The sequence below is a fragment of the Streptomyces sp. V1I1 genome, assembly GCF_030817355.1.
In the GTDB taxonomy this organism is placed as follows: domain Bacteria; phylum Actinomycetota; class Actinomycetes; order Streptomycetales; family Streptomycetaceae; genus Streptomyces.
This window is the reverse complement of the sequence record NZ_JAUSZH010000001.1, coordinates 6582501-6605420: the sequence shown is the minus strand read 5'-3', so window position 1 is coordinate 6605420 and position 22920 is coordinate 6582501. Positions and strand designations below refer to the sequence as shown.

Annotated in this window: 18 protein-coding genes and 2 rRNA genes (1 of these 20 cut by a window edge); 5 read left to right on the top strand and 15 right to left on the bottom strand. The window is 70.7% G+C overall.

Features of this window, described 5'->3' with window-relative positions; genetic code table 11:
• Positions 1-85: 85 nt before the first annotated feature.
• Positions 86-1735, bottom strand: coding sequence for a CTP synthase (locus QFZ67_RS30915; RefSeq protein ID WP_307664344.1), 1650 nt, complete (start codon positions 1733-1735; stop codon positions 86-88).
• 409 nt (positions 1736-2144) lie between these two features.
• Here QFZ67_RS30915 and QFZ67_RS30910 point away from each other — a divergent pair, with 409 nt between their 5' ends.
• The 3 genes from QFZ67_RS30910 to QFZ67_RS30900 all read left to right on the top strand — a co-directional run bounded on the left by QFZ67_RS30910 (position 2145) and on the right by QFZ67_RS30900 (position 7206).
• Complete coding sequence (locus QFZ67_RS30910) at positions 2145-3947, top strand: glycoside hydrolase family 15 protein (RefSeq protein WP_307664343.1); 1803 nt, start codon at positions 2145-2147, stop codon at positions 3945-3947.
• A 97-nt stretch (positions 3948-4044) separates the two neighbouring features.
• The gene (locus QFZ67_RS30905; protein ID WP_307664342.1) at positions 4045-5442 is read left to right on the top strand and encodes an FAD-binding oxidoreductase; all 1398 of its coding nucleotides are present in this window, start codon (positions 4045-4047) and stop codon (positions 5440-5442) included.
• A 138-nt stretch (positions 5443-5580) separates the two neighbouring features.
• Positions 5581-7206 (top strand): PucR family transcriptional regulator, encoded by a 1626-nt coding sequence (locus tag QFZ67_RS30900; protein WP_307664341.1) that lies wholly within the window; start codon positions 5581-5583, stop codon positions 7204-7206.
• 54 nt (positions 7207-7260) lie between these two features.
• On the opposite strand, the gene QFZ67_RS30895 is transcribed toward QFZ67_RS30900, so the two are convergent.
• The 6 genes from QFZ67_RS30895 to QFZ67_RS30870 all read right to left on the bottom strand — a co-directional run bounded on the left by QFZ67_RS30895 (position 7261) and on the right by QFZ67_RS30870 (position 13425).
• Entirely contained in the window at positions 7261-8352 is a 1092-nt protein-coding gene (locus QFZ67_RS30895; protein WP_307664340.1) for a glycosyltransferase family 4 protein, read from the bottom strand.
• A 90-nt stretch (positions 8353-8442) separates the two neighbouring features.
• Entirely contained in the window at positions 8443-9222 is a 780-nt protein-coding gene (locus QFZ67_RS30890; protein ID WP_307664339.1) for a hypothetical protein, read from the bottom strand.
• Positions 9223-9339: 117 nt separating this feature from the next.
• On the bottom strand, positions 9340-11100 hold the full coding sequence (gene recN, locus QFZ67_RS30885; RefSeq protein WP_307664338.1) for a DNA repair protein RecN: 1761 nt from the start codon (positions 11098-11100) through the stop codon (positions 9340-9342).
• 234 nt (positions 11101-11334) lie between these two features.
• Positions 11335-12252 (bottom strand): NAD kinase, encoded by a 918-nt coding sequence (locus tag QFZ67_RS30880; protein WP_307664337.1) that lies wholly within the window; start codon positions 12250-12252, stop codon positions 11335-11337.
• Complete coding sequence (locus QFZ67_RS30875; RefSeq protein WP_307664336.1) at positions 12249-13064, bottom strand: TlyA family RNA methyltransferase; 816 nt, start codon at positions 13062-13064, stop codon at positions 12249-12251. Before QFZ67_RS30875 ends, QFZ67_RS30880 begins: the two co-directional genes overlap by 4 nt.
• Before the next feature lie 7 nt (positions 13065-13071).
• Positions 13072-13425, bottom strand: a complete 354-nt coding sequence (locus QFZ67_RS30870) for a hypothetical protein (RefSeq protein WP_373430147.1) — start codon at positions 13423-13425, stop codon at positions 13072-13074.
• 42 nt (positions 13426-13467) lie between these two features.
• Here QFZ67_RS30870 and QFZ67_RS30865 point away from each other — a divergent pair, with 42 nt between their 5' ends.
• Positions 13468-13815, top strand: a complete 348-nt coding sequence (locus QFZ67_RS30865) for an SCP2 sterol-binding domain-containing protein (protein ID WP_307664335.1) — start codon at positions 13468-13470, stop codon at positions 13813-13815.
• Here QFZ67_RS30865 and QFZ67_RS30860 read toward each other — a convergent pair.
• The 4 genes from QFZ67_RS30860 to QFZ67_RS30845 all read right to left on the bottom strand — a co-directional run bounded on the left by QFZ67_RS30860 (position 13799) and on the right by QFZ67_RS30845 (position 17809).
• Positions 13799-14602 carry an ABC transporter ATP-binding protein gene (locus tag QFZ67_RS30860; RefSeq protein WP_307664334.1) on the bottom strand — a complete coding sequence of 268 codons (804 nt, stop codon included), beginning with the start codon at positions 14600-14602 and terminating at the stop codon, positions 13799-13801. The two genes, QFZ67_RS30865 and QFZ67_RS30860, sit on opposite strands and share 17 nt — an antisense overlap.
• A gap of 35 nt (positions 14603-14637) precedes the next feature.
• On the bottom strand, positions 14638-15615 hold the full coding sequence (locus QFZ67_RS30855) for an iron chelate uptake ABC transporter family permease subunit (protein WP_307666027.1): 978 nt from the start codon (positions 15613-15615) through the stop codon (positions 14638-14640).
• Positions 15616-15677: 62 nt separating this feature from the next.
• Positions 15678-16679 (bottom strand): iron ABC transporter permease, encoded by a 1002-nt coding sequence (locus tag QFZ67_RS30850; protein ID WP_307664333.1) that lies wholly within the window; start codon positions 16677-16679, stop codon positions 15678-15680.
• Positions 16680-16780: 101 nt separating this feature from the next.
• A complete protein-coding gene (locus tag QFZ67_RS30845) occupies positions 16781-17809 on the bottom strand; it encodes an HAD-IIA family hydrolase (protein ID WP_307664332.1) in 1029 nt (342 codons plus the stop codon).
• A 72-nt stretch (positions 17810-17881) separates the two neighbouring features.
• Here QFZ67_RS30845 and QFZ67_RS30840 point away from each other — a divergent pair, with 72 nt between their 5' ends.
• Positions 17882-19162, top strand: coding sequence for a DUF1015 domain-containing protein (locus QFZ67_RS30840; protein WP_307664331.1), 1281 nt, complete (start codon positions 17882-17884; stop codon positions 19160-19162).
• Between the two features lie 61 nt (positions 19163-19223).
• Here the strand turns inward: QFZ67_RS30840 and QFZ67_RS30835 are convergent, their stop codons facing one another.
• The 4 genes from QFZ67_RS30835 to QFZ67_RS30820 form a co-directional block, all read right to left on the bottom strand.
• On the bottom strand, positions 19224-19883 hold the full coding sequence (locus QFZ67_RS30835; RefSeq protein WP_307664330.1) for a tetratricopeptide repeat protein: 660 nt from the start codon (positions 19881-19883) through the stop codon (positions 19224-19226).
• A complete protein-coding gene (locus QFZ67_RS30830) occupies positions 19868-21124 on the bottom strand; it encodes a hypothetical protein (RefSeq protein ID WP_307664329.1) in 1257 nt (418 codons plus the stop codon). Before QFZ67_RS30830 ends, QFZ67_RS30835 begins: the two co-directional genes overlap by 16 nt.
• A 255-nt stretch (positions 21125-21379) precedes the next feature.
• Positions 21380-21496 (bottom strand): 5S ribosomal RNA (gene rrf / locus QFZ67_RS30825).
• A gap of 109 nt (positions 21497-21605) precedes the next feature.
• A 23S ribosomal RNA gene (locus QFZ67_RS30820) occupies positions 21606-22920 on the bottom strand; it runs 1808 nt beyond the window's last position.

Genomic DNA, 22920 nt, shown 5'->3' with positions numbered 1-22920 from the left:
GAAAAAGTCCTCCCACCACACACAACAGAAAACCGGGGTAGGCGAACCCAAAAGCCCCGTACCCCGGCAACCGTATCGCCTGCGATTACTTGCCCGTCTTGCGCTCCACCGCGGCCTTCACCAGGCCCGCGAAGAGCGGGTGCGGGCGGGTCGGGCGGGAGCGCAGCTCCGGGTGCGCCTGGGTGGCGACCAGGTAGGGGTGCACGTCGCGCGGGTATTCGACGTACTCCACGAGCTTGTTGTCGGGGGACGTGCCCGAGAAGAGGATGCCCGCCTTCTTCTCCAGCTCGGCGCGGTAGGCGTTGTTCACCTCGTAGCGGTGGCGGTGGCGTTCCTCGACGTAGGGCTGGTCGCCGTAGACCTCGCGCACGATCGAGCCCTCGGCGAGCTTCGCCGGGTAGAGGCCGAGGCGCATCGTTCCGCCCAGGTCGCCCGCGCCCTCCACATACGCCAGCTGCTCCTCCATGGTGGAGATCACCGGGTGGGCGGTGGCGGCGTCGAACTCGGTGGAGTTCGCCTCGGGGATCTCGGCGAGGTTGCGCGCGGCCTCGATCACGATGCACTGCAGGCCCAGGCAGAGGCCGAGCAGCGGGATCTTGTTCTCGCGGGCGAAGGTGATCGCGCCGACCTTGCCGGTCACGCCGCGGTCGCCGAAGCCGCCGGGGATGAGGATCCCGTCGACGTCGCCGAGTTGCTTCTGCGCGTCCGCCGGGGTCTTGCAGTCGTCGGAGGTGACCCACTTGACCTTGACGCGGGCCTTGTTGGCGAAGCCTCCGGCGCGCAGCGCCTCGGTCACCGAGAGGTAGGCGTCGGGCAGGTCGATGTACTTGCCGACCAGTGCGACCGTGACCTCGTGGTCGGGGTTGTGGACGCGGTCCAGCAGATCGTCCCAGGTGGTCCAGTCGACATCGCGGAACGGCAGGTCCAGCTTGCGTACGACATAGGCGTCGAGGCCCTCGGTGTGCAGCACCTTGGGGATGTCGTAGATCGACTTGGCGTCGATGGCCGCGACCACGGCCGCCTCGTCGACGTCGCACATCAGAGAGATCTTGCGCTTGATCGCGGTCGGCACGTCGCGGTCGGCGCGCAGCACGATCGCGTCCGGCTGGATACCGATGTTGCGCAGCGCGGCGACGGAGTGCTGAGTCGGCTTGGTCTTCAGTTCGCCGGACGGGCCGATGTACGGCAGCAGCGAGATGTGTACGACGAAGACATTGTCGCGGCCGACCTCGTGGCGGACCTGGCGGACGGTCTCCAGGAACGGCAGCGACTCGATGTCGCCGACGGTGCCCCCGACCTCGGTGATCACGACATCGACGTCGTCGGTGGCCATGCGGCGGATGCGGTGCTTGATCTCGTTGGTGATGTGCGGGATGACCTGGACGGTGTCGCCGAGGTACTCACCGCGCCGCTCCTTGGCGATGACCGTGGAGTAGACCTGACCGGTGGTGACGTTGGCCGAGCCGTCGAGGTCGACGTCGAGGAAGCGCTCGTAGTGGCCGATGTCCAGGTCGGTCTCGGCGCCGTCGTTGGTGACGAACACCTCACCGTGCTGGAACGGGTTCATGGTGCCCGGGTCGACATTGAGATACGGGTCGAGCTTCTGCATCGTGACCCGCAGGCCCCGTGCCTTGAGCAGCGCGCCCAGGCTGGAGGCCGTGAGGCCCTTGCCGAGGGAGGAGGCGACACCCCCGGTGACGAAGATGTGCTTGGTCGTCATGGATTTGGGCGGCATCGCCAAGAGGGGGCTCCCGTGGTCGCGAGGTGAGGTGCGTACCGGCGTGCCTCCGAGGGGGTTCGGGGGGGTGCCGTCGCTGCGGTTTCGGGGCCCCTGTTTCACACAGGACGGCCACCGGTCCACGGGGTACCAGGGTATCAGCGACAGCGCGTGACCGCTTCCGGCCACGCATGGTCTTATAGGCACACCCATCACCGGGGACTCACCCTTGGCTCACCCGTTCGGCCGTCTCAGGTTGTCGGGAGGGCCGCGCGGATCATCAGGGTGCGTCGTATCCTGCTCGGACACTCGCTGCCGAGCGATGTACAAGGGCGCGGGCGAAGCGCATCGAGCAGGACTCGTCAACGACCCTTGACTGCAGTAAGCGCCCCTCGGGGCGGACGTGGCCGTTCGACTGGAGATGCACGTGGCCGGGCGCATCGAGGATTACGCACTCATCGGGGACATGCAGACCGCTGCCCTGGTCTGCAGGGACGGCACAGCGGACTGGCTGTGCCTACCCCGCTTCGACTCGCATGCCATTTTCGCCGGCCTGCTCGGCACCGGGGAACACGGCTTCTGGCGGCTCGGCCCGGCGCACGCCGCGGAGGCCGAGCCCCCGGCGGCCGACCGGCGCCGCTACCGCGGTGACTCGCTGATCCTCGAATCGGAGTGGGACACGCCGCGCGGCACGGTCCGTGTGACGGATTTCATGCCGCCTCGCGATGGCGCGCCGCAGCTGATCCGGATCGTGGAGGGCGTGAGCGGGCGGGTGCCGATGCGCTCGGCGCTGCGCATGCGGTTCAGTTACGGGCGTGTGGTGCCGTGGGTCCACAAGGTCGACGGGCGTACGGTCGCCGTCGCCGGGCCCGACTCGGTGTGGCTGGACGCCGAGACCGAGACGTACGGCAAGAACCTCACCACGTACTCCGACTTCACCGTCGCTCCCGGTGAGCGGATCGCGTTCACGATCAGCTGGCAGCCCTCGCACCACCACCCGCCGGCGCTGCCGGACCCGGAAGGCTCCCTGGAGGCGACCTCCGACTTCTGGCGGGAGTGGGTCGAGCACTGTACGTACCACGGGCCCTACCGCGAGGCCGTGGTCCGCTCACTGATCACGCTGAAGGCGCTGACGTACGCGCCGACGGGCGGGATCGTTGCCGCGCCGACGACGTCGCTGCCGGAGGAGATCGGCGGCGTACGCAACTGGGACTACCGCTACACCTGGCTGCGCGACGCGGCGATCACCCTCTCGTCGCTGCTGCGCACCGGCTACCGCGAGGAGGCCCGCGCCTGGCGCGAGTGGCTGCTCCGCGCGGTCGCGGGCGACCCGGAGAACCTGCAGATCATGTACGGGATCGCGGGTGAACGGGAGCTGGGCGAGGCCGAGTTGGACTGGCTGCCCGGCTACGAGAACTCCGGCCCTGTCCGCGTCGGGAACGGCGCCGCGCACCAGCTTCAGCTGGATGTGTACGGCGAAGTCACCGAGGCGCTGCATCTGGCCCATATGACGGGTCTGGCCCGCAACGACTACGCCTCGCTGCTGCAGCTCAAGCTGATCCGCTACCTGGAGAAGCACTGGGACCAGCCGGACGAGGGCATCTGGGAGGTGCGCGGGCCGCGCAGGCACTTCGTGCACTCCAAGGTCATGGCCTGGGTCGCGGTCGACCGGACCATCAAGCTGATCGAGTCCGGGGACGCGGACGGGCCGATCGAGCGGTGGCGTGAGCTGCGCGACGACATCCACCGCGATGTCTGCGAGAAGGGTTACGACAAGGAGCGCAACACCTTCACACAGTCGTACGGCTCCAAGGAGCTGGACGCCTCGCTGCTGCTGATTCCGCAGATGGGCTTTCTGCCGCCGGACGACAAGCGCGTCATCGGCACGATCGAGGCGATCCAGCGGGAGCTGTCGACCGAGGACGGTTTCGTGCTGCGCTATCCGACGGCCGGCGAGGAGGCCGGCGTCGACGGCCTCGAGGGCGACGAGGGCGCGTTCCTCGCCTGCTCGTTCTGGCTCGCCGACGACCTGGCGATGATCGGGCGGGTGGACGAGGCGCGGCGGCTGTTCGAGAAGCTGCTGTCGCTCCGTAACGACCTGGGGCTGCTGGCCGAGGAGTGGGATCCGAAGCTCCAGCGTCAGGTGGGGAACTTCCCGCAGGCGTTCAGCCACGTCCCACTGATCGACACGGCGCTGCGGCTGACGGCTTCAGGGGCGTACGGAGGGTAGCCGGGCGGCGCGGCTGGGCCCTTCTCCCGACTGATCACGTCCCGCCCCGCGGGACTACGATGAGAAAGTCCTGTCGCGCCCTCGAAAGGGGGCCACTATGGCGCCCCAAGACATAGCGGACACGGCTCTGGCCCGTTTCCGCCAAGAACTGACCGGGGAAGCAATCACCCCTGGTGACAAGGGATACGACGAGGCCCGCGCGGTCTTCAACGGCATGATCGACCGGCGGCCCTCCGTGATCGCCCAGTGCGAGACGCAGGCGGATGTGGCCCGGGCGATCCGCTTCGGGAGAGATCAGGAACTGGAGATGGCGGTCCGCGGCGGCGGCCACAGTGTCGCGGGCATGTCGCTGACCGACGGCGGGATCGTGATCGATCTGCGCCGGATGCACACCGTGATCGTCGATGCCGGATCCCGTGCGGCACGCATCGGCGGCGGCGCCACCATGAGCGACCTCGACCGCGCGACACAGCCGTACGATCTGGCAACCACGGGCGGACGCGCGTCGACCACCGGCGTGGGCGGCTTCACGCTGGGCGGCGGATCGGGCTGGCTGGAGCGCAAGTACGGACTGGCCTGCGACAATCTCATCGCCGTCGAGTTGGTGACCGCCGACGGCAGCACGGTGCACGCGAGTGAGGACGAGAACCAGGAGCTGTTCTGGGCGCTGCACGGCGGCGGCGGCAACTTCGGCGTGGCCACCTCGATCACCCTGCAACTGCACGAGCTGCCCGCGATGAGCATGGTCATGCTGGTGTTCCGGCCTGAGGCCGGACCCCAAGTGCTGCAAGCCTTCCGCGACTTCGGGGAATCCGCCCCGGATGAGGCCGGCGGTGGCTGCATCTACCTCACCGGGCCGCCGGAGCCGTTCGTCCCCGAGCAGCTGGTGGGCGAGCTCATGCTCGTTGCCCTGGTCACCTACGCGGGCAGGGAGGCGGAGGCCCGCGAGGTCACCGAGCCGCTGCTGAGGCTCGGTCATGAGGGCGAGGTGATCGCGGAGCTCCCGTACGCGGAACTGCAGTGCATGCTCGACGACCCGCCCGGGTTGCGGAACTACTGGTCCGCCGAGTACCTGGGGAGCTTCCCGGACGAGGCCGTGGAGGTCTTCTGCTCCCATGCCTCCGCCATGCCGGTGCCCTCGAATTCGCAGCACATCCTCTTCCCGGTGGGGGGCGCTGTGGCGAGGGGCCGGGCGGACTATCCGGTGCCCTGGCGCGCATCGCCGTGGGCCGTCCATCCCTTCGGCATCTGGGACAGCCCGATGGACGACGAACGCGGCAAGCGGTGGGTCCGCGACGTCCGGGCCGACTTCGCGACCTGGTCCAGCGGCACGGTGTATCTCAACTTCATCGGGCAGGAGGGCCGGGAGCGGGTGATGTCCAGCTTCGGCACCGACAACTACAAGCGGCTCGCCGCGGTCAAGGCCGAGTACGACCCCGACAATGTGTTCCGGCTGAACCACAACATCCAACCGGCCTCGCCGAACGGCGCGTGACACCCGCCGTATCCGTCAGGGGGCCTGGCAATCGCCCACGCGCGCCGGCACGGTAGCGTCCGAATCCTGGGCGACGCCGCCCTTCGTCGAAGGCGGCGCCACCCGTCCGGCCCGAGTGAAATCGCGAGGCGAGAGTCAGTGGAGACCCAAGGCGGAATCACGGTGCAGCGGGCGCTGGAGCTGCCCGGGCTGCGCGGCGGGCTTCCGGAGGTCGTCGCCGGCGCGGACCGGCTGCAGCGCACGGTGCGCTGGGTGCACGCCGGCGAGGTGCCGAACATCGCCTCGCTGCTGAAGGGCGGCGAGCTGCTGCTCACCACGGGCCTGGGCCTGGGCACCCGGCCGGCCGAGCAGCGTGCCTTCGTACGGCGGCTCGCCGACCGCGGGATCGCCGCGCTGGTGGTGGAGCTCGGGCCGCGCTTCGACCGGCTGCCCGCGGCGATCGTGGAGACGGCGCGGGCGGCCGGGCTGCCGCTGGTGCAGCTGCATCGCGAGGTCGCCTTCGTCTCGGTGACGGAGGAGATCCACACCGAGATCGTCAATGGGCACTACGCCTTGCTGCGGCAGGCCGAGGATGTGCACCGGCGGTGTACGGACGCACTGCTCGGCGGGGGCGGGGTGCCCCAAGTGCTCCGTATCCTCGCGGACTTCACCGCGAACCCGGTCTTCCTGGAGACGGCGGACGGGCAACTGCTGTACGCGGCAGGCTCCGAGTCGGGGCAGGCCGGTGCGGATCCGCTCCAGGTGTGGGACGGGCTGCGCGGGCAGCGGGCCGTGCGGGAGTCCCCGCCGGCCGGAACGGTCCTGGTGGACGTCCCCGGGGGCGGGCAGGGTGCGGCTTCGGTGCGCGCCCGGCTGGTGCTGCTGTCCGTCGGCTCCCCGCTGCTCACGGTGCACCGGATGGCGGCGGAGCGGGCGGCCGGGCTGCTGGCGGTCGTCCTGATGCAGGCCCGCCAGGAGGAGGAACTGGCGGCACGCGGCCGCGGCGACTTCCTGACGGACCTGGCGGAGGGCCGCATCACGGCGGAGGACGCGCCGGCCCAGGCCCGCGTCCTGGGCTTCAAACCGGGCGAAGGACCGCTGCTGCCGGTCGTCATGCGTCTGGCCCCCGAGCTCTCCCCCTCCGGGAACTGGGCGCTGCTGGCCCGGGCCGTACTGGAGGAGCTGTCCTCGGTGGGCGTACCGGTGCTGCTGGGCGTACGCCCCGTGGAGGGCCGGGTCCCGCTGCTGCTGGGCCTGCGCTCCGAATCCGAACGCACAGCGGTCGCGGACCGGGTCGCGGCGGCGCTGCGGGCAGGCGTGGAACGGGCGGGCCTGGAGAGGGCCGGCGCGCACCCGCCGGTCGTGGTGGCCGGCATGGCGGGCGGCTGGGCGGCGGCATCGGCGGGCCTGCGCCACGCGGCGGAAACGGCGACGGCGGCGCAGGGCCTGTCCGACCGCCCGTGGTACGACGCACGCCGCCTGGACATCGACCTGCTGCTGTGGCGCCTACGGGACCACCCGGACCTGGCGGCCTTCGTGGACCGCGCGATCGGCCCGCTGCGCGACCACGACGCGACGTCCCGTCCGCCGCTGCTCCCCACGCTGCAGACGTACCTGGCCCACGCGGGCCGCAAGGCGGAAACGGCCCGCGAGCTCCACCTGAACCGCCAGACGCTGTACAACCGTCTGGCCCGCATCTCCGAACTCCTGGGCACGGACTTGGACGACCCCCAGACGGTGCTGGCCCTGAGCCTGGCACTGAGGGCGAGGCGTCACGTGCTGTGAGGGTGAGACGGGCCCGGGGGGTGCGTGGGCGCGGCGTCGGGCTGCGCTCCGGGGTCAGGCGCCCCGCCCCGCCACCACCTCGTCGTACACGCTCAGCACCTGCGCAATCGTGTCGTCCTCCGTCGGCCACGTCCCTGCCTGCGCCCGCCCCGCCGCCACGAGTTCCTCCCGCCGCCCCGCGTCCCCCAGCAGCCGCGCCACGGCCTCGCCCAGCGCGGCCGCGTCGCCGTACGGGACCAGTTCCGCCGCCTCGCCCACCAGTTCCGGCACGCCGCCGACCGCCGTCGCGACCAGCGGGACGCCCAGGCGCAGTGCTTCCTGGGCGAGCACGGAGCGGGCCTCCCAGCGGCTCGTGAGCAGGGCCACGTCCGCCGCCGAGAGCAGGTCGGCGATGTCGTCGCGGCGGCCGATGAGCCGCACCGGCAGATCCTCCGCCTCGATGCGGCGCTGGAGCGCGCCCCGTTCCCGCCCCTCCCCCGCGATCACCACCAGCGGCATCGGGTCCAGGCCCCGCCACAACCGCGCCGCGTCCAGCAGCGTCCCGTACCCCCGGCGCGGCTCCAGGCTGCCGACGGCCATCAGCAACGGCTGGTCCACCACGCCCAGTTCGGCCCGGGCCTTGCCCTCGATCGCGTCCGCCCAGCCCCGCGGCGCCGGTGCCGCGACCGGTGCGAGCCTGGCGTCACGGGCGCCGCGGACGCGTGCCCTGTCGACCAGCTCGGAGCAGGTGCCGAGCACAACTGCCGCCGCCCGCACGGCCCTTCGCTCCAGCAGCTGCAGCAACCGGCCACGCGCCCGCGCCGCGTCGTCGTGGGTGCGCGTGTGCCACGTGACGACGAGGGGTACGTGCTGCCCCCTGAGCGCCAGCGTGGTGCGTACGGCGGCATGCAGCCCGTGTGCGTGCACCACGTCCGCCCCCGCGCACGCCACGCGCAGCGCCCCGACCGCCGCCGGGTCGCTCCGCCGCGGCACGGGCGCGAAGTGCGCCCCGGCGCCCGGGAAGTCGTAGACGTGCTCCAGTTCGGCGGGCGCGCACACCGTCACCCGCACGCCCCGTGCCACCAGCCCCGCGGCCAGCGACCTGACGTGCGCGCTGCTGCCCGCACTGCCGCCGCCCAGCACCTGGACCGTACGCAGCTGTGTCACGCGCCAAGGATGCCAGCCCGTACGCACGTTCCGGCACCGTCAGGATGTCGCCGCCGTGTCAGGTACCGGGCGGCCGTGTCGCGGGATCACTCACATGGGGGAACCGGCAAGTCGGCTGACCTCGTCCCCGTGGGCCGCCGCCGCGATCAGACCCGCCGCGTGAACGGCCAGTCCCGCGCGGCCGTTGCCCGCGGCGATCGCGGCGCCGAGGGCCGCGCCCAGGGCGTGGGCGCCGGTGTCGCCGATCATGGTCCGCTCACCCAGGTCCTCGGTGAGGATCGCGGCGGCGGCTCCCATGGGCGCCGCTGCGAGGGCGCCCGCGCCGCCGCGCCGCAGCAGCCCGGGTGCGCCGATGCCGAGCACGGCGAGGGCCGCCCGCCCCGGGGCGACGTCCACGAGGTTGACGAGGTGCGCGGTGCCGGCGATCACGATCCCGGCGAGGAGCTTGTCGGCCGGCCGTTCCTTGAGCAGCGCGCCCGCGGCCAGCCCGGCGGCCCCGATCCCGAACAGTTTGACGGCCCCGCTGGTCACCTCTCCCTGCCGTAGCGCGGCCAGATGCGCCCGGAACCCACGGCGCGGGTCACCGGCCCCGGCGATGTCGTCGTACGCCCCGCACGCCCCGGCCACGACCACCGCGAGCCCTGCCGCGCCCCGGGTCCGGGCCGGAACGGTCCCGAGCGCGGCTCCGACCGCCGCGGCGGGCCCGGCGTAGAGGTCGACGGTGCGGCCCGCGTAGTTCTTGCGCTGCCACTGGGTGGGATCTCCCGGCGCCCGCCTACGCAGCGCTTCGTAGACGCCGCGAGTCGCGCCGAGGGCGGTGACGAACGCGGCAACACGGCCACCGGGCCCGGGGTTCTGGGCTGCTCGCATACGACCCACCCTAGGGCGGGCCACCGGTCGGCCCTCCGCCCGGCCCCAGCCTCACCGTCCGCCCCAGCCTCACCGTCCGCCCCGGCTATCCGTCGGCAGGGCTCCCCGTCCGCAGGGCTACCCGTCCGACCGGGCCGTCGCCAGCAGTTCCTCCGCGTGCGCCCGCGCCGTCTGGGAGTCCTCCTGGCCCGCCAGCATCCGCGACAGCTCGCGCACCCTGTCCTCGCCCTCCAGAACCGTGACGCCGCTTCGCGTCACCGAGCCGTCGTTGGTCTTCTCGACCAGCAGCTGACGGTCGGCGAACGCCGCCACCTGGGGCAGGTGCGTCACGACCACCACCTGCGCCGACTTCGCGAGCTTCGCGAGCCGCCGGCCGATCTCGACCGCCGCCTTGCCGCCCACGCCCGCGTCGACCTCGTCGAAGAGGTAGGTGGGCACCGGGTCGGTCCCCGCGAAGACGACCTCGACCGCGAGCATCACGCGCGAGAGCTCACCGCCGGATGCCCCCTTGGCGATCGGCCGAGGCGGCGCACCGGGGTGCGGGGCCAGCAGCAGCTCGACCTCGTCGACGCCGGACGGGCCGTACGCCACCGGGCGGCCGCCGACCTCCACACCGGAGGCCTCGTCGACGGACTCGGTCTGGCGGATGTCGAACGACACGCGCGCGTGCGGCATGGCGAGCGAGGCCAGTTCCGCGGTGACGGCGTCGGCGAACCGCGCCGCCGCCTCCGTACGGGCGTCGGTCAACGCCTGGGCCAGACCCGACAGTTCACCCCGCAGCGCGTCCCGCTCCGCCGTCAGCTCATCGATCCGCTCGTCGTCGCCGTCCAGCTCGGTGAGGCGCTCGGCGCTCTCCTCGGACCAGGCCAGGACCTTGTCGATACCTTCACCGGTCTCGCCGTACTTGCGCGTCAGCTGTGTCAGGGCCGCCCGCCGTTCCTCCACCGCAGCCAGCCGCAGCGGATCGGCGTCCAGATTGTCGGCGTACCCGGCGAGCTCTCCCGCCACATCGCCGAGCAGGATGGAGATCTCGCCCATCCGGTCGGCGAGCGCGGCCAGCGCCGGGTCGTGAGAGCGTACGGCGTCGAGCGCCCGCCCCGCGCCCGCGACGAGCGTCGTCGCGTCGACGCCCTCCGGGTCCTCGGGGTTGCCCGCGAGCGCAGCGTGCGCGACGGACGCGGCGGACGCGAGCGCCTCCGCGTGGCCCAGCCGCTCGGCCTCGGCGGCGAGTTCGACGTCCTCGCCCGCCCGCGGCTCGACGCCCGCGATCTCGTTCAGCCCGAAGCGCAGCAGATCGGCTTCCTGGGCGCGCTCGCGGGCGCGCGTGGTCAGCTCGTCCAGCTCGGTGGATACGGCGCGCAGCCGCCGGTACGCGGCCGCGTACTTGGCTTGCGGCCCGGTGACCGCGCCGCCCGCGTACCGGTCGAGCGCCTCCCGCTGCCGCGCGGGCCGCAGCAGTCCCTGCTGGTCGGTCTGGCCGTGGACGGCAACGAGCTCGTCGGCCAGCTCGGACAGCATGCCGACCGGCACGGACCGCCCGCCGAGGTGGGCCCGTGAGCGCCCCTCCGCGGAGACAGTCCTGCTGATCAGCAGGGTGCCGTCGTCGAGTTCGGCGCCGGCCTCCTCGGCCCGTACGGCCGCGGGGCCGTCGGCGGGCACACTGATCCGCCCCTCCACCACCGCCGACTTCGCGCCGATCCGCACCAGGGCGGGGTCGGCGCGTCCGCCGAGCAGCAGCCCCAGGCTGGTGACGACCATGGTCTTGCCCGCGCCCGTCTCGCCGGTCACCGCGGTGAAACCGGGCGACAGCTCGACGACAGCGTCGTCGATGACTCCGAGCGACCGTATCCGCATCTCCTCCAACACGGACCTGACCATACGAGGTTTCCCCCATCCGATGCGACGTCGCCCCGGCTCCCTGCACGGTATGCGGGGAAACCGGTGCCGGGGAGGCACCGGGCGGGGAGTCACTCTTCGGTGCGCGGCTCGTTGACCGTACGGCTCCCCGCCCGCGCGGGGATGGTCCGGTTGCCTCCGTTTTGGCCGAGCTCCGGATACTTTGCTCCCCACACACGCGGGGATGGCCCCAGCCCCCTCACCACGGCGCAACGCTCAGCTCGGTGCGCCGCGCCAACCCGAGACCGGCAGCGCGAACTTGGCCACCAGACGGTCGGTGAACGACGCGTGGTGCAGCCGTGCGAGACGTACGGGAACGGCCCCTCGCCGCACCACCACCCGTGCCCCCGGCGGCAGTTCGACGGTCCTGCGCCCGTCGCACCACAGCACCCCGTGCGGAGTGTGCGGCTGCACCTCCACCGCGAGCACCGAGGTCGGCGAGGTCACCAGCGGCTTGGCGAACAGGGCGTGCGCGCTGATCGGCACCATCAGCAGCGCCTCCACCTCCGGCCACACCACCGGCCCGCCGGCCGAGAAGGCGTACGCCGTAGAGCCGGTCGGCGTCGCGCACACGATGCCGTCGCAGCCGAAGGCGGTCACCGGCCGCCCGTCGATCTCGAGCACGACCTCCAGCATCCGGTCGGGCGAGACCTTCTGCACGGCCGCCTCGTTCAGCGCCCAGTCCCGGTGCACGATGTCGCCGTTGCTGTGCACGATGACATCGATGGTCATGCGCTCCTCGACCTCGTAGGCGCGCGTGACGACCCGGTCGACGACCTTGTCGAGGTCGTCGCGCTCGGCCTCCGCGAGGAAGCCGACGCGCCCGAGGTTGACGCCGAGCATCGGCACCCCGGAGGCTCGGGCGAACTCGGCGCCGCGCAGCAGCGTCCCGTCCCCGCCGAGCACGACCAGCAGCTCGCAGCCCTCGAGTACGTCGGGGGTCGCCTCGCGGACCGTCTCGACGGACGGCGGCAGCGGCAGATCGACCGCCTCGGCTTCAAGGACGCGTACGCCCAGACCGCAGCGCAGCAGTCCCTGTACGACGAGTTCGGCACTGCGGATCGCCGCGGGCCGCCCGGTGTGTGCGAGCAGGAAAACGGTGCGCGCTGGTGTCGCTGCTGGTTTCGTTGTCAACGAGGTCCCTCCGCCACTGCACGGTCGACATCCGCCGGATCGAGCTCGGGCGCTCCGGCCCGGAGCCACAGAAAATACTCGACATTGCCGGAGGGGCCCGGTAGCGGACTGGCGGTGACGCCCAGCACACCGAGTCCGAGCTCCGCCGCCTTGCGCGCCACGGCCCGCACCGCGTCCGCCCGCAGCTCGGGACTGCGTACGACCCCGCCGCTGCCGAGCCGCTCCTTGCCCACCTCGAACTGCGGCTTGACCATCAGCACCAGGTCCGCGTCGGGAGCCGCGCAGCGCACCAGGGCGGGCAGCACCAGGGCGAGCGGGATGAAGGAAAGATCCCCGACCACCACGTCCACCGGCTCTCCATCGATCGCCTCCAGCGTCAACTCGCGTACATTCGTACGGTCCTTGACGGTGACGCGTTCATCGCTCTGCAGAGACCAGGCGAGTTGTCCGTATCCGACGTCGACCGCGACCACATGACCGGCGCCCGCCCGCAGCAGTACATCCGTGAATCCGCCGGTCGACGCGCCCGCGTCCAGCGCCCGCCGTCCCTCGACCTTCAGACCGAGCGGTACGAATGCCTCCAGCGCGCCGGCGAGCTTGTGGCCGCCGCGCGAGACGTAGTCGGGGTCGCCGTCGTCCGCGGCGACGACGATGGCCGCGCTGGTCTCGACCTGAGTGGCGGACTTCGTCGCGGTGTTGCCGCCGATGGTCACCCGCCCCGCGGCGATCAGCTGGCTCGCGTGCTCCCGCGAGCGTGCGAGGTTGCGGCGTACCAGCTCGGCGTCGAGGCGGCGGCGGGCCACTCCTGCCACGTTCGGTTCAGCTCCTGTGGTTGTACGAGGGTGACGGCTGGGGGCGTGCGTCGAGCGCGGTCAGCGCGTCGCGCAGCCCCCTGTGTACATCCTCGTACACCTCGAGGTGTCCGTCCGCCGGAAGGTGGTCGGCGTCGGCCAGTCGCTCGAGCTGGGCGTCCACGCCGGCGTCGCCGGTGGGTACGCGCTGCACGCGGAGGGGCGCGGGCGCGGCGGGTTCGTACGCCTGGGCGGCGGCCGCCGCAGGCGCAGGGCTCATGGGCGCGGGGCTCACGGCCTCGGGGTACCCGGGCTCGGGGCTCTGTTGCGCCTCCTGGATCCCCTGCTCGTGGATCTCCGGGCCCGGCATCGAGTCGCTCATGCCCAGACGCTATCGCGAAGCCCTGAGGTACGGTCGATCACGATGGCGACAACGGAAGAGTGCCGCACCGCACTCGACAAACTCTCGGACAACCTGGCACAGGCGGACGGCGACGTGCGTGGCGCGGCCGCGCTCGACCGATCCCTCAGCTGCCACATCAAGGATCTGGACATCACCTTCACCGGCCGTCTGGAAGACGGCCGGATCGCGGTGGCCGACACTTTCCCGGGCCCGCCGCGCGACAGGGCGGAAATCCGCCTGGCGATGAATGGGGACGACCTGGTGGCGATGGTCAACGGCGACCTGAACTTCGCGAAGGCCTGGGCATCGGGCCGGGTCAGGCTCGAGGCCGGCTTCCGCGATCTGCTGCGCCTCAGGACACTGCTGTAGCGGCACGCCTCCGGGCCGCCGGCACCACCAGCGGCGTCCCGGACTCGGGGTCGTCGATGACCTGGCTCTTCACCCCGAAGACCTGCTCCACCAGCTCGGCGGTGACCACATCCGCGGGCGCGCCCTCGGCGACGACCTGCCCGTCGCGCAGGGCGACGAGGTGCGTCGCGTAACGGGCGGCCTGGTTGAGGTCGTGCAGTACGGCGACGAGTGTCCGCCCCTGCGTCTCGTGCAGCTCCGCGCACAGGTCGAGCACTTCGAGCTGGTGCTGGATGTCGAGGAACGTCGTGGGCTCGTCGAGCAGGAGCAGCGGGGTCTGCTGGGCCAGCGCCATCGCGATCCATACGCGCTGCCGCTGCCCGCCGGACAATTCATCGACATAGCGCTCTGACAGTTCGCCGACTCCGGTCGCGGCCATCGACTCCTCGACAATCCGCTCGTCCTCGGGCGACCACTGGCGCAGGAGTCCCTGGTGCGGATAGCGGCCGCGCGCGACCAGGTCGGCGACCGTGATCCCGTCCGGCGCGATCGACGACTGCGGCAGTAGGCCGAGCGTCTTGGCGACCTTCTTCGCGGGCAGCGAGTGGATGACCTGCCCGTCGAGCAGTACCCGGCCCTGGGTCGGCTTGAGCATCCGGGACAGGGCGCGCAGCAGAGTCGATTTTCCGCAGGCGTTGGGGCCGACGATCACCGTGAAGGAGTTGTCGGGGATCTCCACCGAGAGGTTCTCTGCGATGACGCGCCGGTCGTAGCCGAGGGTGACCGATTCCGCGGTGAGGCGCTGCATAGGGGTCGTACTCCTGGATCGGGGGTTCACGGGGTTCATATGCGTCCCGCCTTGCGTTCGGTGACCAGCAGCCAGAGCAGATAGCAACCGCCGAGCACTCCGGTCACCACACCGACCGGCAGCTGGCGCTCGCCGAAGGCGGTGGTGGCCACCCAGTCGGCGACCAGCAGCAGCGCGGCGCCCATCACCGCGGCCGCGGCGAGGTTCGGCCCCGGCGAGCGGGTCAGCCGACGGGCGAGCTGGGGTGCGCTCAGCGCGACGAAGGCGATCGGCCCGGCGGCGGCGGTGGCGACCGCGATGAGCACAACGCCCGAGCCCATCAGCACCACGCGGGTGCGCTCGACCGGCACGCCCAGTGCGTACGCCGCGTCGTCGCCCATCTCCAGCATCCGCAGGGGCCGCCCGTACATGAACACCAGCGGGACCAGGACGGCGCACATCCCGAGCAGCGGCCAGAACTCGGCCCAGTCGCGGCCGTCGAGCGAGCCGGTCATCCACAGCGTGGCCTGGGTGGCGTCGACCAGGCTGGCCTTGGTCAGCAGATAGTGGTTGGCGGCGGTGAGCATGGCGGCGATGCCGATGCCGACGAGGACCAGCCGGTAGCCGTGCACGCCGCGCTTCCACGCCAGCAGGTAGACCGCGACGCCGGTCAACACTCCGCCGACGACCGCGCCCCCCGCCACCGCGACCGCCCCTGCGTCGAAGATCACGATCACGCTCAGCGCGCCGACGGTCGCGCCCTGCCCGAAGCCGATCACATCCGGACTGCCCAGCGGATTGCGGGAGATGGACTGGAAGATCGCGCCGCTGAGGGCGAGCGAGGCGCCGACGAGCAGTCCGACGAGCGCCCGCGGCAGCCGCAGGTCCTGGACGATGAACTCCTGCGCCGGAGTACCGTTCCCGAGGAGCGTGGCGATGACCTCGCCGGGCGAGATCGGGAAGTCGCCGCTGCCGATCAGTACGACTCCGGCGGCCGCGACGGCCGCGGTAAGGAGCAGGACGACGGCTGCCATCCTCGGATCGACCCGTACGGAGAGCCCGCCGGGGGTGCGTATCGCCTTCACGGTCTTCGCGTTCACAGCTGGGCCATCCTCTTGCGGCGTACGAGATGGATGAAGACGGGCCCGCCGATCAGCGCGGTGACGACGCCGACCTGCAGCTCGGAAGGGCGGGTGACGACCCGGCCGAGAACGTCGGCGCCGAGCAGCAGGACGGGCGACAGGACGGTTGCGTACGGCAGGATCCACCGCATGTCGGGTCCGGTGATGGTGCGCACGAGGTGCGGGATCATCAGGCCGATGAAGACGATCGGCCCGCAGGCTGCGGTGGCCGCCCCGCACAGCAGCGTGACGGTGAGCATCGCGAGTGCGCGCGTACGGTTCAGATGCGCGCCGAGCGCGCGGGCGGTGTCGTCGCCCATCTCCATGGCGTTGAGCGGCCGCGCGAGCAGCAGCGCGAGCACCACGCCGACGCCGATGAACGGTGCGACCTTGCCGATGGTCGCCATGTCGGCCGAGGCCAGCGAGCCGACCGTCCAGAACCGCAGCCGTTCGAGGGCGGCGGCGTCCAGCAGCTGTACGGCGTTGATGTAGCCGTAGAGCGCGGCGGTGGCCGCGGTCCCGGCGAGCGCGAGCCGTACCGGAGTCGCGCCGCGGCTGCCGCCGAGGACGTACACGAGAACGGAGACTGCGGCCGCGCCGAGGAACGCGAACCACACATAGCCGGTGAGCGATGTGACGCCGAGAAAGCTGATTGCGGAGACGACGGCAGCCGACGCTCCCGCGTTCACGCCGAGCAGTCCGGGTTCCGCCAGCGGGTTGCGCGTCAGCGCCTGCATCACGGCGCCCGCGAGGCCGAGAGCCGCGCCGACGATCAGACCGAGCAGGGTCCGCGGCACGCGCACATCGTGGACGATCACGTCATTGCCGGCACCCGCGTTGTGGAACAGGCCGTGCCACACGTCGGAGAGCGGAATCGACTTGGCACCGACGGCGATGCTCGCGACACAGACCAGCAGCAGGAGGCCGATGGACACCAGCAGCCCGGTGGCGCGCACCGCGTGGCGGTTCCGGGACACAGCTAGGGATATCGGCTCCGCGCTCTGTTTGGGGGGACTGTCGACCAACACGAGGTTAGGTTAGCCTACCCTCCCACCGATCAAGCTCCTCCTGACGCGGCCTACAGCCCCAGCCGGGACAACGCCTTGCCCGCGTCCAGCGTGCACACACCGTCCCCGGCCTGCGTCCACACCGCCGCGCACAGCGCCCGCAGCCCGTCCAGCGGCTCACCCTCGCCGTCGAGTGCCGGCTCCTCGTCTCGTACGTACGCGGTCCACCCGCCGCACGTGAACCCGCCGTCCGCCTCGGCCACTTCGGGCTGCCCGGTCAGCATCCCGCGCAGATCGGCGTCCACATAGGTCGGCCGGTGCTGTGGCGGCGCGGCCAGCAGCTGCGCGCCGTCGGTCACCCCGGTCAGTACGAGCAGCGAGTCCACGCCCCCGTTGAACGCCCCCTCGATGTCCGTGTCCAGCCGGTCCCCGACCACCAGCGGCTTGCGCGCGCCCGTCCGCAGGATCGTCTCCTTGTGCATCGGCGGCAGCGGCTTCCCCGCCACCTGCGGCTCCGCGCCCGTCGCGATCCGTACGACCTCGACGGCCGCACCGTTGCCGGGCGCGATCCCTCGCGCGCTGGGAATCGTCAGGTCGGTGTTGGACGCGAACCACGGCACACCCCGGGCGATCGCGTAACACGCCTCCGCGAACCGCCCCCACGCCAGATCAGGACCGCCGTACCCCTGCACCACCGCCGCCGGATCGTCGTCCGCCGACTCGACCGGCTCAAGGCCCCGTTCACGCAGCGCGACCCGTAGTCCATCGCCGCCGATCACCAGCACGCGGGACCCGGCCGGCACCTGCTCGGAGATCAACCGGGCGACCGCCTGCGCCGAGGTGATGATGTCCGACGCATCGGTCGGTACACCAAGCTCGGTGATGTGCGCGGCCACGGCCTCGGGCGGCCGCAGCGCGTTGTTCGTCACATAGGCGAGGTGCATTCCCCGCTCCCGCGCCGTCAGCAGCGATTCCACGGCGTACGCGATCGCCTCACCGCCCGCGTACACCACGCCGTCCAGGTCGAGCAGTGCCGTGTCGTAAGCCTCGCTCAGCGCCGTCGCGCTGCCGCTCGGCCGGTTCCTGCTCTGCTGGCTCATTCGCTTCCGCTCCTCACTCGGTGCCGCTCCCCCCGATCATCGCTTATCCGCGCACCCACATACGATGCACAAATGAACAACGAAGGTCCCGCGGCCAACGACGGTCTGCACCTGATCCCGTTCCGCGGACTGCGCTATGTCCCCGAGCGGGTGGGCAGCCTCGCCGCCGTGACCTCGCCGCCGTACGACGTCGTCGTCAGGCCCGACGGACTGCTCCACCTGGAGTCGGCGGACCCGCACAACATCGTCCGGCTGATCCTCCCGCAGGCGACGACCGCGCAGGCCCGGCACAAGCAGGCCGCCGAAACCCTCACCCGCTGGCTGGCCGACGGCATCCTGGCCGCGGACCCCGAGCCGGCGCTGTATGTGTACGAGCAGCGCCGGGGCGACATCCTGCAGCGCGGCGTCATCGGCGCGCTCGCCCTGTCCGAACCGTCCGAAGGCGTCGTCCTCCCCCACGAGGACGTGATGCCGGACATCGTCGCGGACCGCGCGGCCCTGATGCGTACCACCGCCGCCAACCTTGAACCACTGCTCCTCACCTACCGCAGCATGGGCAACGGGAGCGGCGCGACCGCCGTCATCGAACGCACCGTCCTGCGGCCCGCGCTGCTGGCCACCACCACGGAGGACGGCTTCAGCCACCGCCTGTGGTCGGTGACGGACCCCGCCGATCTGGCCGAGATCCACGCCGACCTGTCCGACCGTCAGGCCCTGATCGCCGATGGCCACCACCGCTGGGCGACGTATCTGCGACTGCGCGCCGAACACCCCTCGAACGGCCCGTGGAACTACGGCCTCGTCCTGCTGATCGACACGGCCCGCTACCCGCTGCGGGTCCGCGCCATCCACCGCCTGCTGCACCGCCTCCCGGTCTCCGAGGCACTCGCCGCGCTGACCGGCTCCTTCCGCGTCCAGCGCCTGGAAGTCCCGCTCCCGGAGGCGCTGGAGGCCCTTGCGGACGCGGCAGCCGAGGGAAATGCCTTCCTCCTCGCGGGCGACGGCGCCTTCCACCTCGTCGACCGCCCGGACCCGGAACTGCTGTCACGCACAGTGCGCGCCGACCGCCCCGAGGCGTGGCGCACGCTCGACGCGACGGTCCTGCACTCGACGCTCCTGGACGACATCTGGCGGATCCCGGACACCCCGGATCACATCGCATACATCCACGACACCGAGGCGGTCGTCACCCAGGCCGAACTCCGCGGTGGTACGGCGGTGTTGATGCATCCGGTACGGGAAGAGGTCGTACGGGATCTCGCCCGCGAGGGTGTCACGATGCCCCGCAAGTCCACGTCGTTCGGCCCGAAGCCGGCGACGGGCCTGGTGCTGAGAAGCCTGGCGCTGGACTAGGACGTACGCATACGAAAGGGCGGCACCCGCTTGGGGTGCCGCCCTTCCTTGTTACGTACTGCTACTCGGACTTGTCACCTTCGACATCGCCGGACGCGTCGTCATCGTCGTCCGCATCATCCGTGTCGCCCTTGTCGATGGCTTCGTCCGTGTCGATGGCGTCGACGAACTCCACACCGTCCAGCTCGGCGAGCCGGTCCGAGGCGTCGGTCGCCCCGTCCTTGTCCGCTTCGAGCGCCTTGCCGAACCACTCACGCGCCTCAGCCTCCCGCCCGGCCGCCAGCAGCGCATCGGCGTACGCGTAACGCAGCCGCGCGGTCCAGGGCTGTATGGAGCTGGACGCCAGCTCGGGGCTCTGCAGGGTCACGATGGCTGCGTCGATCTGCCCCATGTCCCTGCGCGCGCCGGCCGCGACCAGCCGCATCTCGACCTGACCCGCCTTGTCGAGCTTCTGCACCTCGGGCTCACCGGCCATCGCCATCGCCCGCTCGGGCCGCCCGAGCCCACGCTCGCAGTCCGCCATGACGGGCCACAGCTCAACGCTCCCGGTCATCCGCCGGGCCGCCCGGAACTCGGCCAGAGCCTCGGCGTACTTCTGCGTCGCGTACGCGGCGAAGCCCGCGGCCTCGCGTACGGCAGCCACACGCGAGGCAAGCCGCAGCGCGATCCTGGAGTACGCGTACGCCTGCTCCGGGTCCTCGTCGATCAGGTTGGCGACCATGACGAGGTTCCTGGCGACGTCCTCGGCAAGGCCCTTGGGCAGGCTCTGCAACTCCTGCCGCACATCCTTGTCGATCTCTTCGCCCGTGACGTCCTCGGGAATCGGCAGCCGCTTGATCGGCTCACGGTCCCCGCGGTCGCGGTCACGGTCGTCACGCCGCCCGTAGCCACCACGGTCGTCCCGGGACCCGCGATGACCACCGCGGTCGTCACGCCGGTCATCGCGTCGGTCGTCACGCGGCCCGCGGTACCCACCGCGGTCGCTGTCGTCACGGCGCCCGTAGCCACCGCCACCAGCGGGACGTCCACCAGTGGGACGTCCACCACTAGGACGTCCACCGCGGTCGTCATCGCGACGCGGCCCACGGTCCCTGTCGCGGTCGTCGCGGCCTCCGTAGCCGCCGCCGCTGCTGCTGGGGCGAGAGCCACGGTCGTCACGCTGCCCGCCGCGGTAGCCACCACGGTCGTCGTCGCGTCGGAACGACGGACGGTCGTCACGCCGGTCATCACGGCCGCGGTCGTCACGACGGAACCCACCCGAACGGTCATCACGGCCCCGGTCATCACGTCGATCGTCACGCCGGTCGTCGCGCGGACCGCGGTACCCGCCGCCGGAACGGTCATCACGCCGGAACCCGCCGCCACCGCCACCGCTGGGGCGAGAGCCGTACCCGCCGCCGCTGGGGCGAGAGCCACGGTCGTCACGCTGCCCGCCGCGGTAGCCACCACGGTCGTCGTCCCGACGGAACGACGGACGGTCGTCACGCCGGTCATCACGGCCGCGGTCGTCACGGCGCCCGTAGCCGCCGCCACCAGTGGGACGTCCACCACTGGGCCGTCCACCACGGTCGTCATCACGACGCGGCCCGCTCGGCCGGTCGTCGCGACGCCCAGAGCCACCGCCCCCACCGGAGCGGTCATCACGCCGGAACCCGCCGCCACCGCCCCCACCGGAGCGGTCATCACGCCGGAACCCGCCGCCACCGCCACTGCTGGGGCGAGAGCCGTACCCGCCGCCGGTGGGGCGAGAGCCGCGGTCGTCACGCTGCCCGCCGCGGTGCCCACCGCGGTCATCGTCCCGACGCGGACCACGGTCGTCACGGCCGCGCTCGTCACGGCCCCGGTCGCGGTCATCACGACGGAACCCACCCGAACGGTCATCACGGCCGCGGTCATCACGCCGATCGTCACGCCGATCACGGTCGTCGCGCGGACCGCGGTACCCACCACGGTCGTTGTCACGACGCGGACTACGGTCGTCACGGCCCCGGTCGTCACGGCCACCGCGGAAGCCGCCCCGCTCACCACCGTCCCTACGACGCGGCTCGCGCTCCGGACGATCGTCGGGAGAGTTGGTGGACATCGGCGTGACTCCTGTCTTCGGGTACTGCAGTCATTCTCGCGCAGCCGGCCTTCGGACGCGCTTCGGAAAAGCAAGCAAAACAAAAAGGACCCGTGGTCCAGCATGAACGCTGGACCACGGGTCCTTGAAAGATTGTTCGGCGGCGTCCTACTCTCCCACAGGGTCCCCCCTGCAGTACCATCGGCGCTGAAAGGCTTAGCTTCCGGGTTCGGAATGTAACCGGGCGTTTCCCTAACGCAATGACCACCGAAACCCTATCGGGCTCTAGCGAACAAGCACACTCTTCAATTAAGTAGTGAAACTAGTTCAACCGGTGCGACTGTTCGCAACCCGGGAACTACACAGTGGACGCGAGCAACTGAGGACAAGCCCTCGGCCTATTAGTACCAGTCAGCTTCACCGGTTGCCCGGCTTCCACATCTGGCCTATCAACCCAGTCGTCTACTGGGAGCCTTACCCTCTCAAGGAGGTGGGAGTCCTCATCTCGAAGCAGGCTTCCCGCTTAGATGCTTTCAGCGGTTATCCTTTCCGAACGTAGCCAACCAGCCATGCCCTTGGCAGGACAACTGGCACACCAGAGGTTCGTCCGTCCCGGTCCTCTCGTACTAGGGACAGCCCTTCTCAAGACTCCTGCGCGCGCAGCGGATAGGGACCGAACTGTCTCACGACGTTCTAAACCCAGCTCGCGTACCGCTTTAATGGGCGAACAGCCCAACCCTTGGGACCGACTCCAGCCCCAGGATGCGACGAGCCGACATCGAGGTGCCAAACCATCCCGTCGATATGGACTCTTGGGGAAGATCAGCCTGTTATCCCCGGGGTACCTTTTATCCGTTGAGCGACGGCGCTTCCACAAGCCACCGCCGGATCACTAGTCCCGACTTTCGTCCCTGCTCGACCCGTCGGTCTCACAGTCAAGCTCCCTTGTGCACTTACACTCAACACCTGATTGCCAACCAGGCTGAGGGAACCTTTGGGCGCCTCCGTTACCCTTTGGGAGGCAACCGCCCCAGTTAAACTACCCATCAGACACTGTCCCTGATCCGGATCACGGACCCAGGTTAGACATCCAGCACGACCAGAGTGGTATTTCAACGACGACTCCCCCTGAACTGGCGTCCAGAGTTCACAGTCTCCCACCTATCCTACACAAGCCGAACCGAACACCAATATCAAACTGTAGTAAAGGTCCCGGGGTCTTTCCGTCCTGCTGCGCGAAACGAGCATCTTTACTCGTAGTGCAATTTCACCGGGCCTATGGTTGAGACAGTCGAGAAGTCGTTACGCCATTCGTGCAGGTCGGAACTTACCCGACAAGGAATTTCGCTACCTTAGGATGGTTATAGTTACCACCGCCGTTTACTGGCGCTTAAGTTCTCAGCTTCGCCACACCGAAATGTGACTAACCGGTCCCCTTAACGTTCCAGCACCGGGCAGGCGTCAGTCCGTATACATCGCCTTACGGCTTCGCACGGACCTGTGTTTTTAGTAAACAGTCGCTTCTCGCTGGTCTCTGCGGCCACCCCCAGCTCAGAGTGCAAGACTCATCACCGGTGATGGCCCCCCTTCTCCCGAAGTTACGGGGGCATTTTGCCGAGTTCCTTAACCATAGTTCACCCGAACGCCTCGGTATTCTCTACCTGACCACCTGAGTCGGTTTAGGGTACGGGCCGCC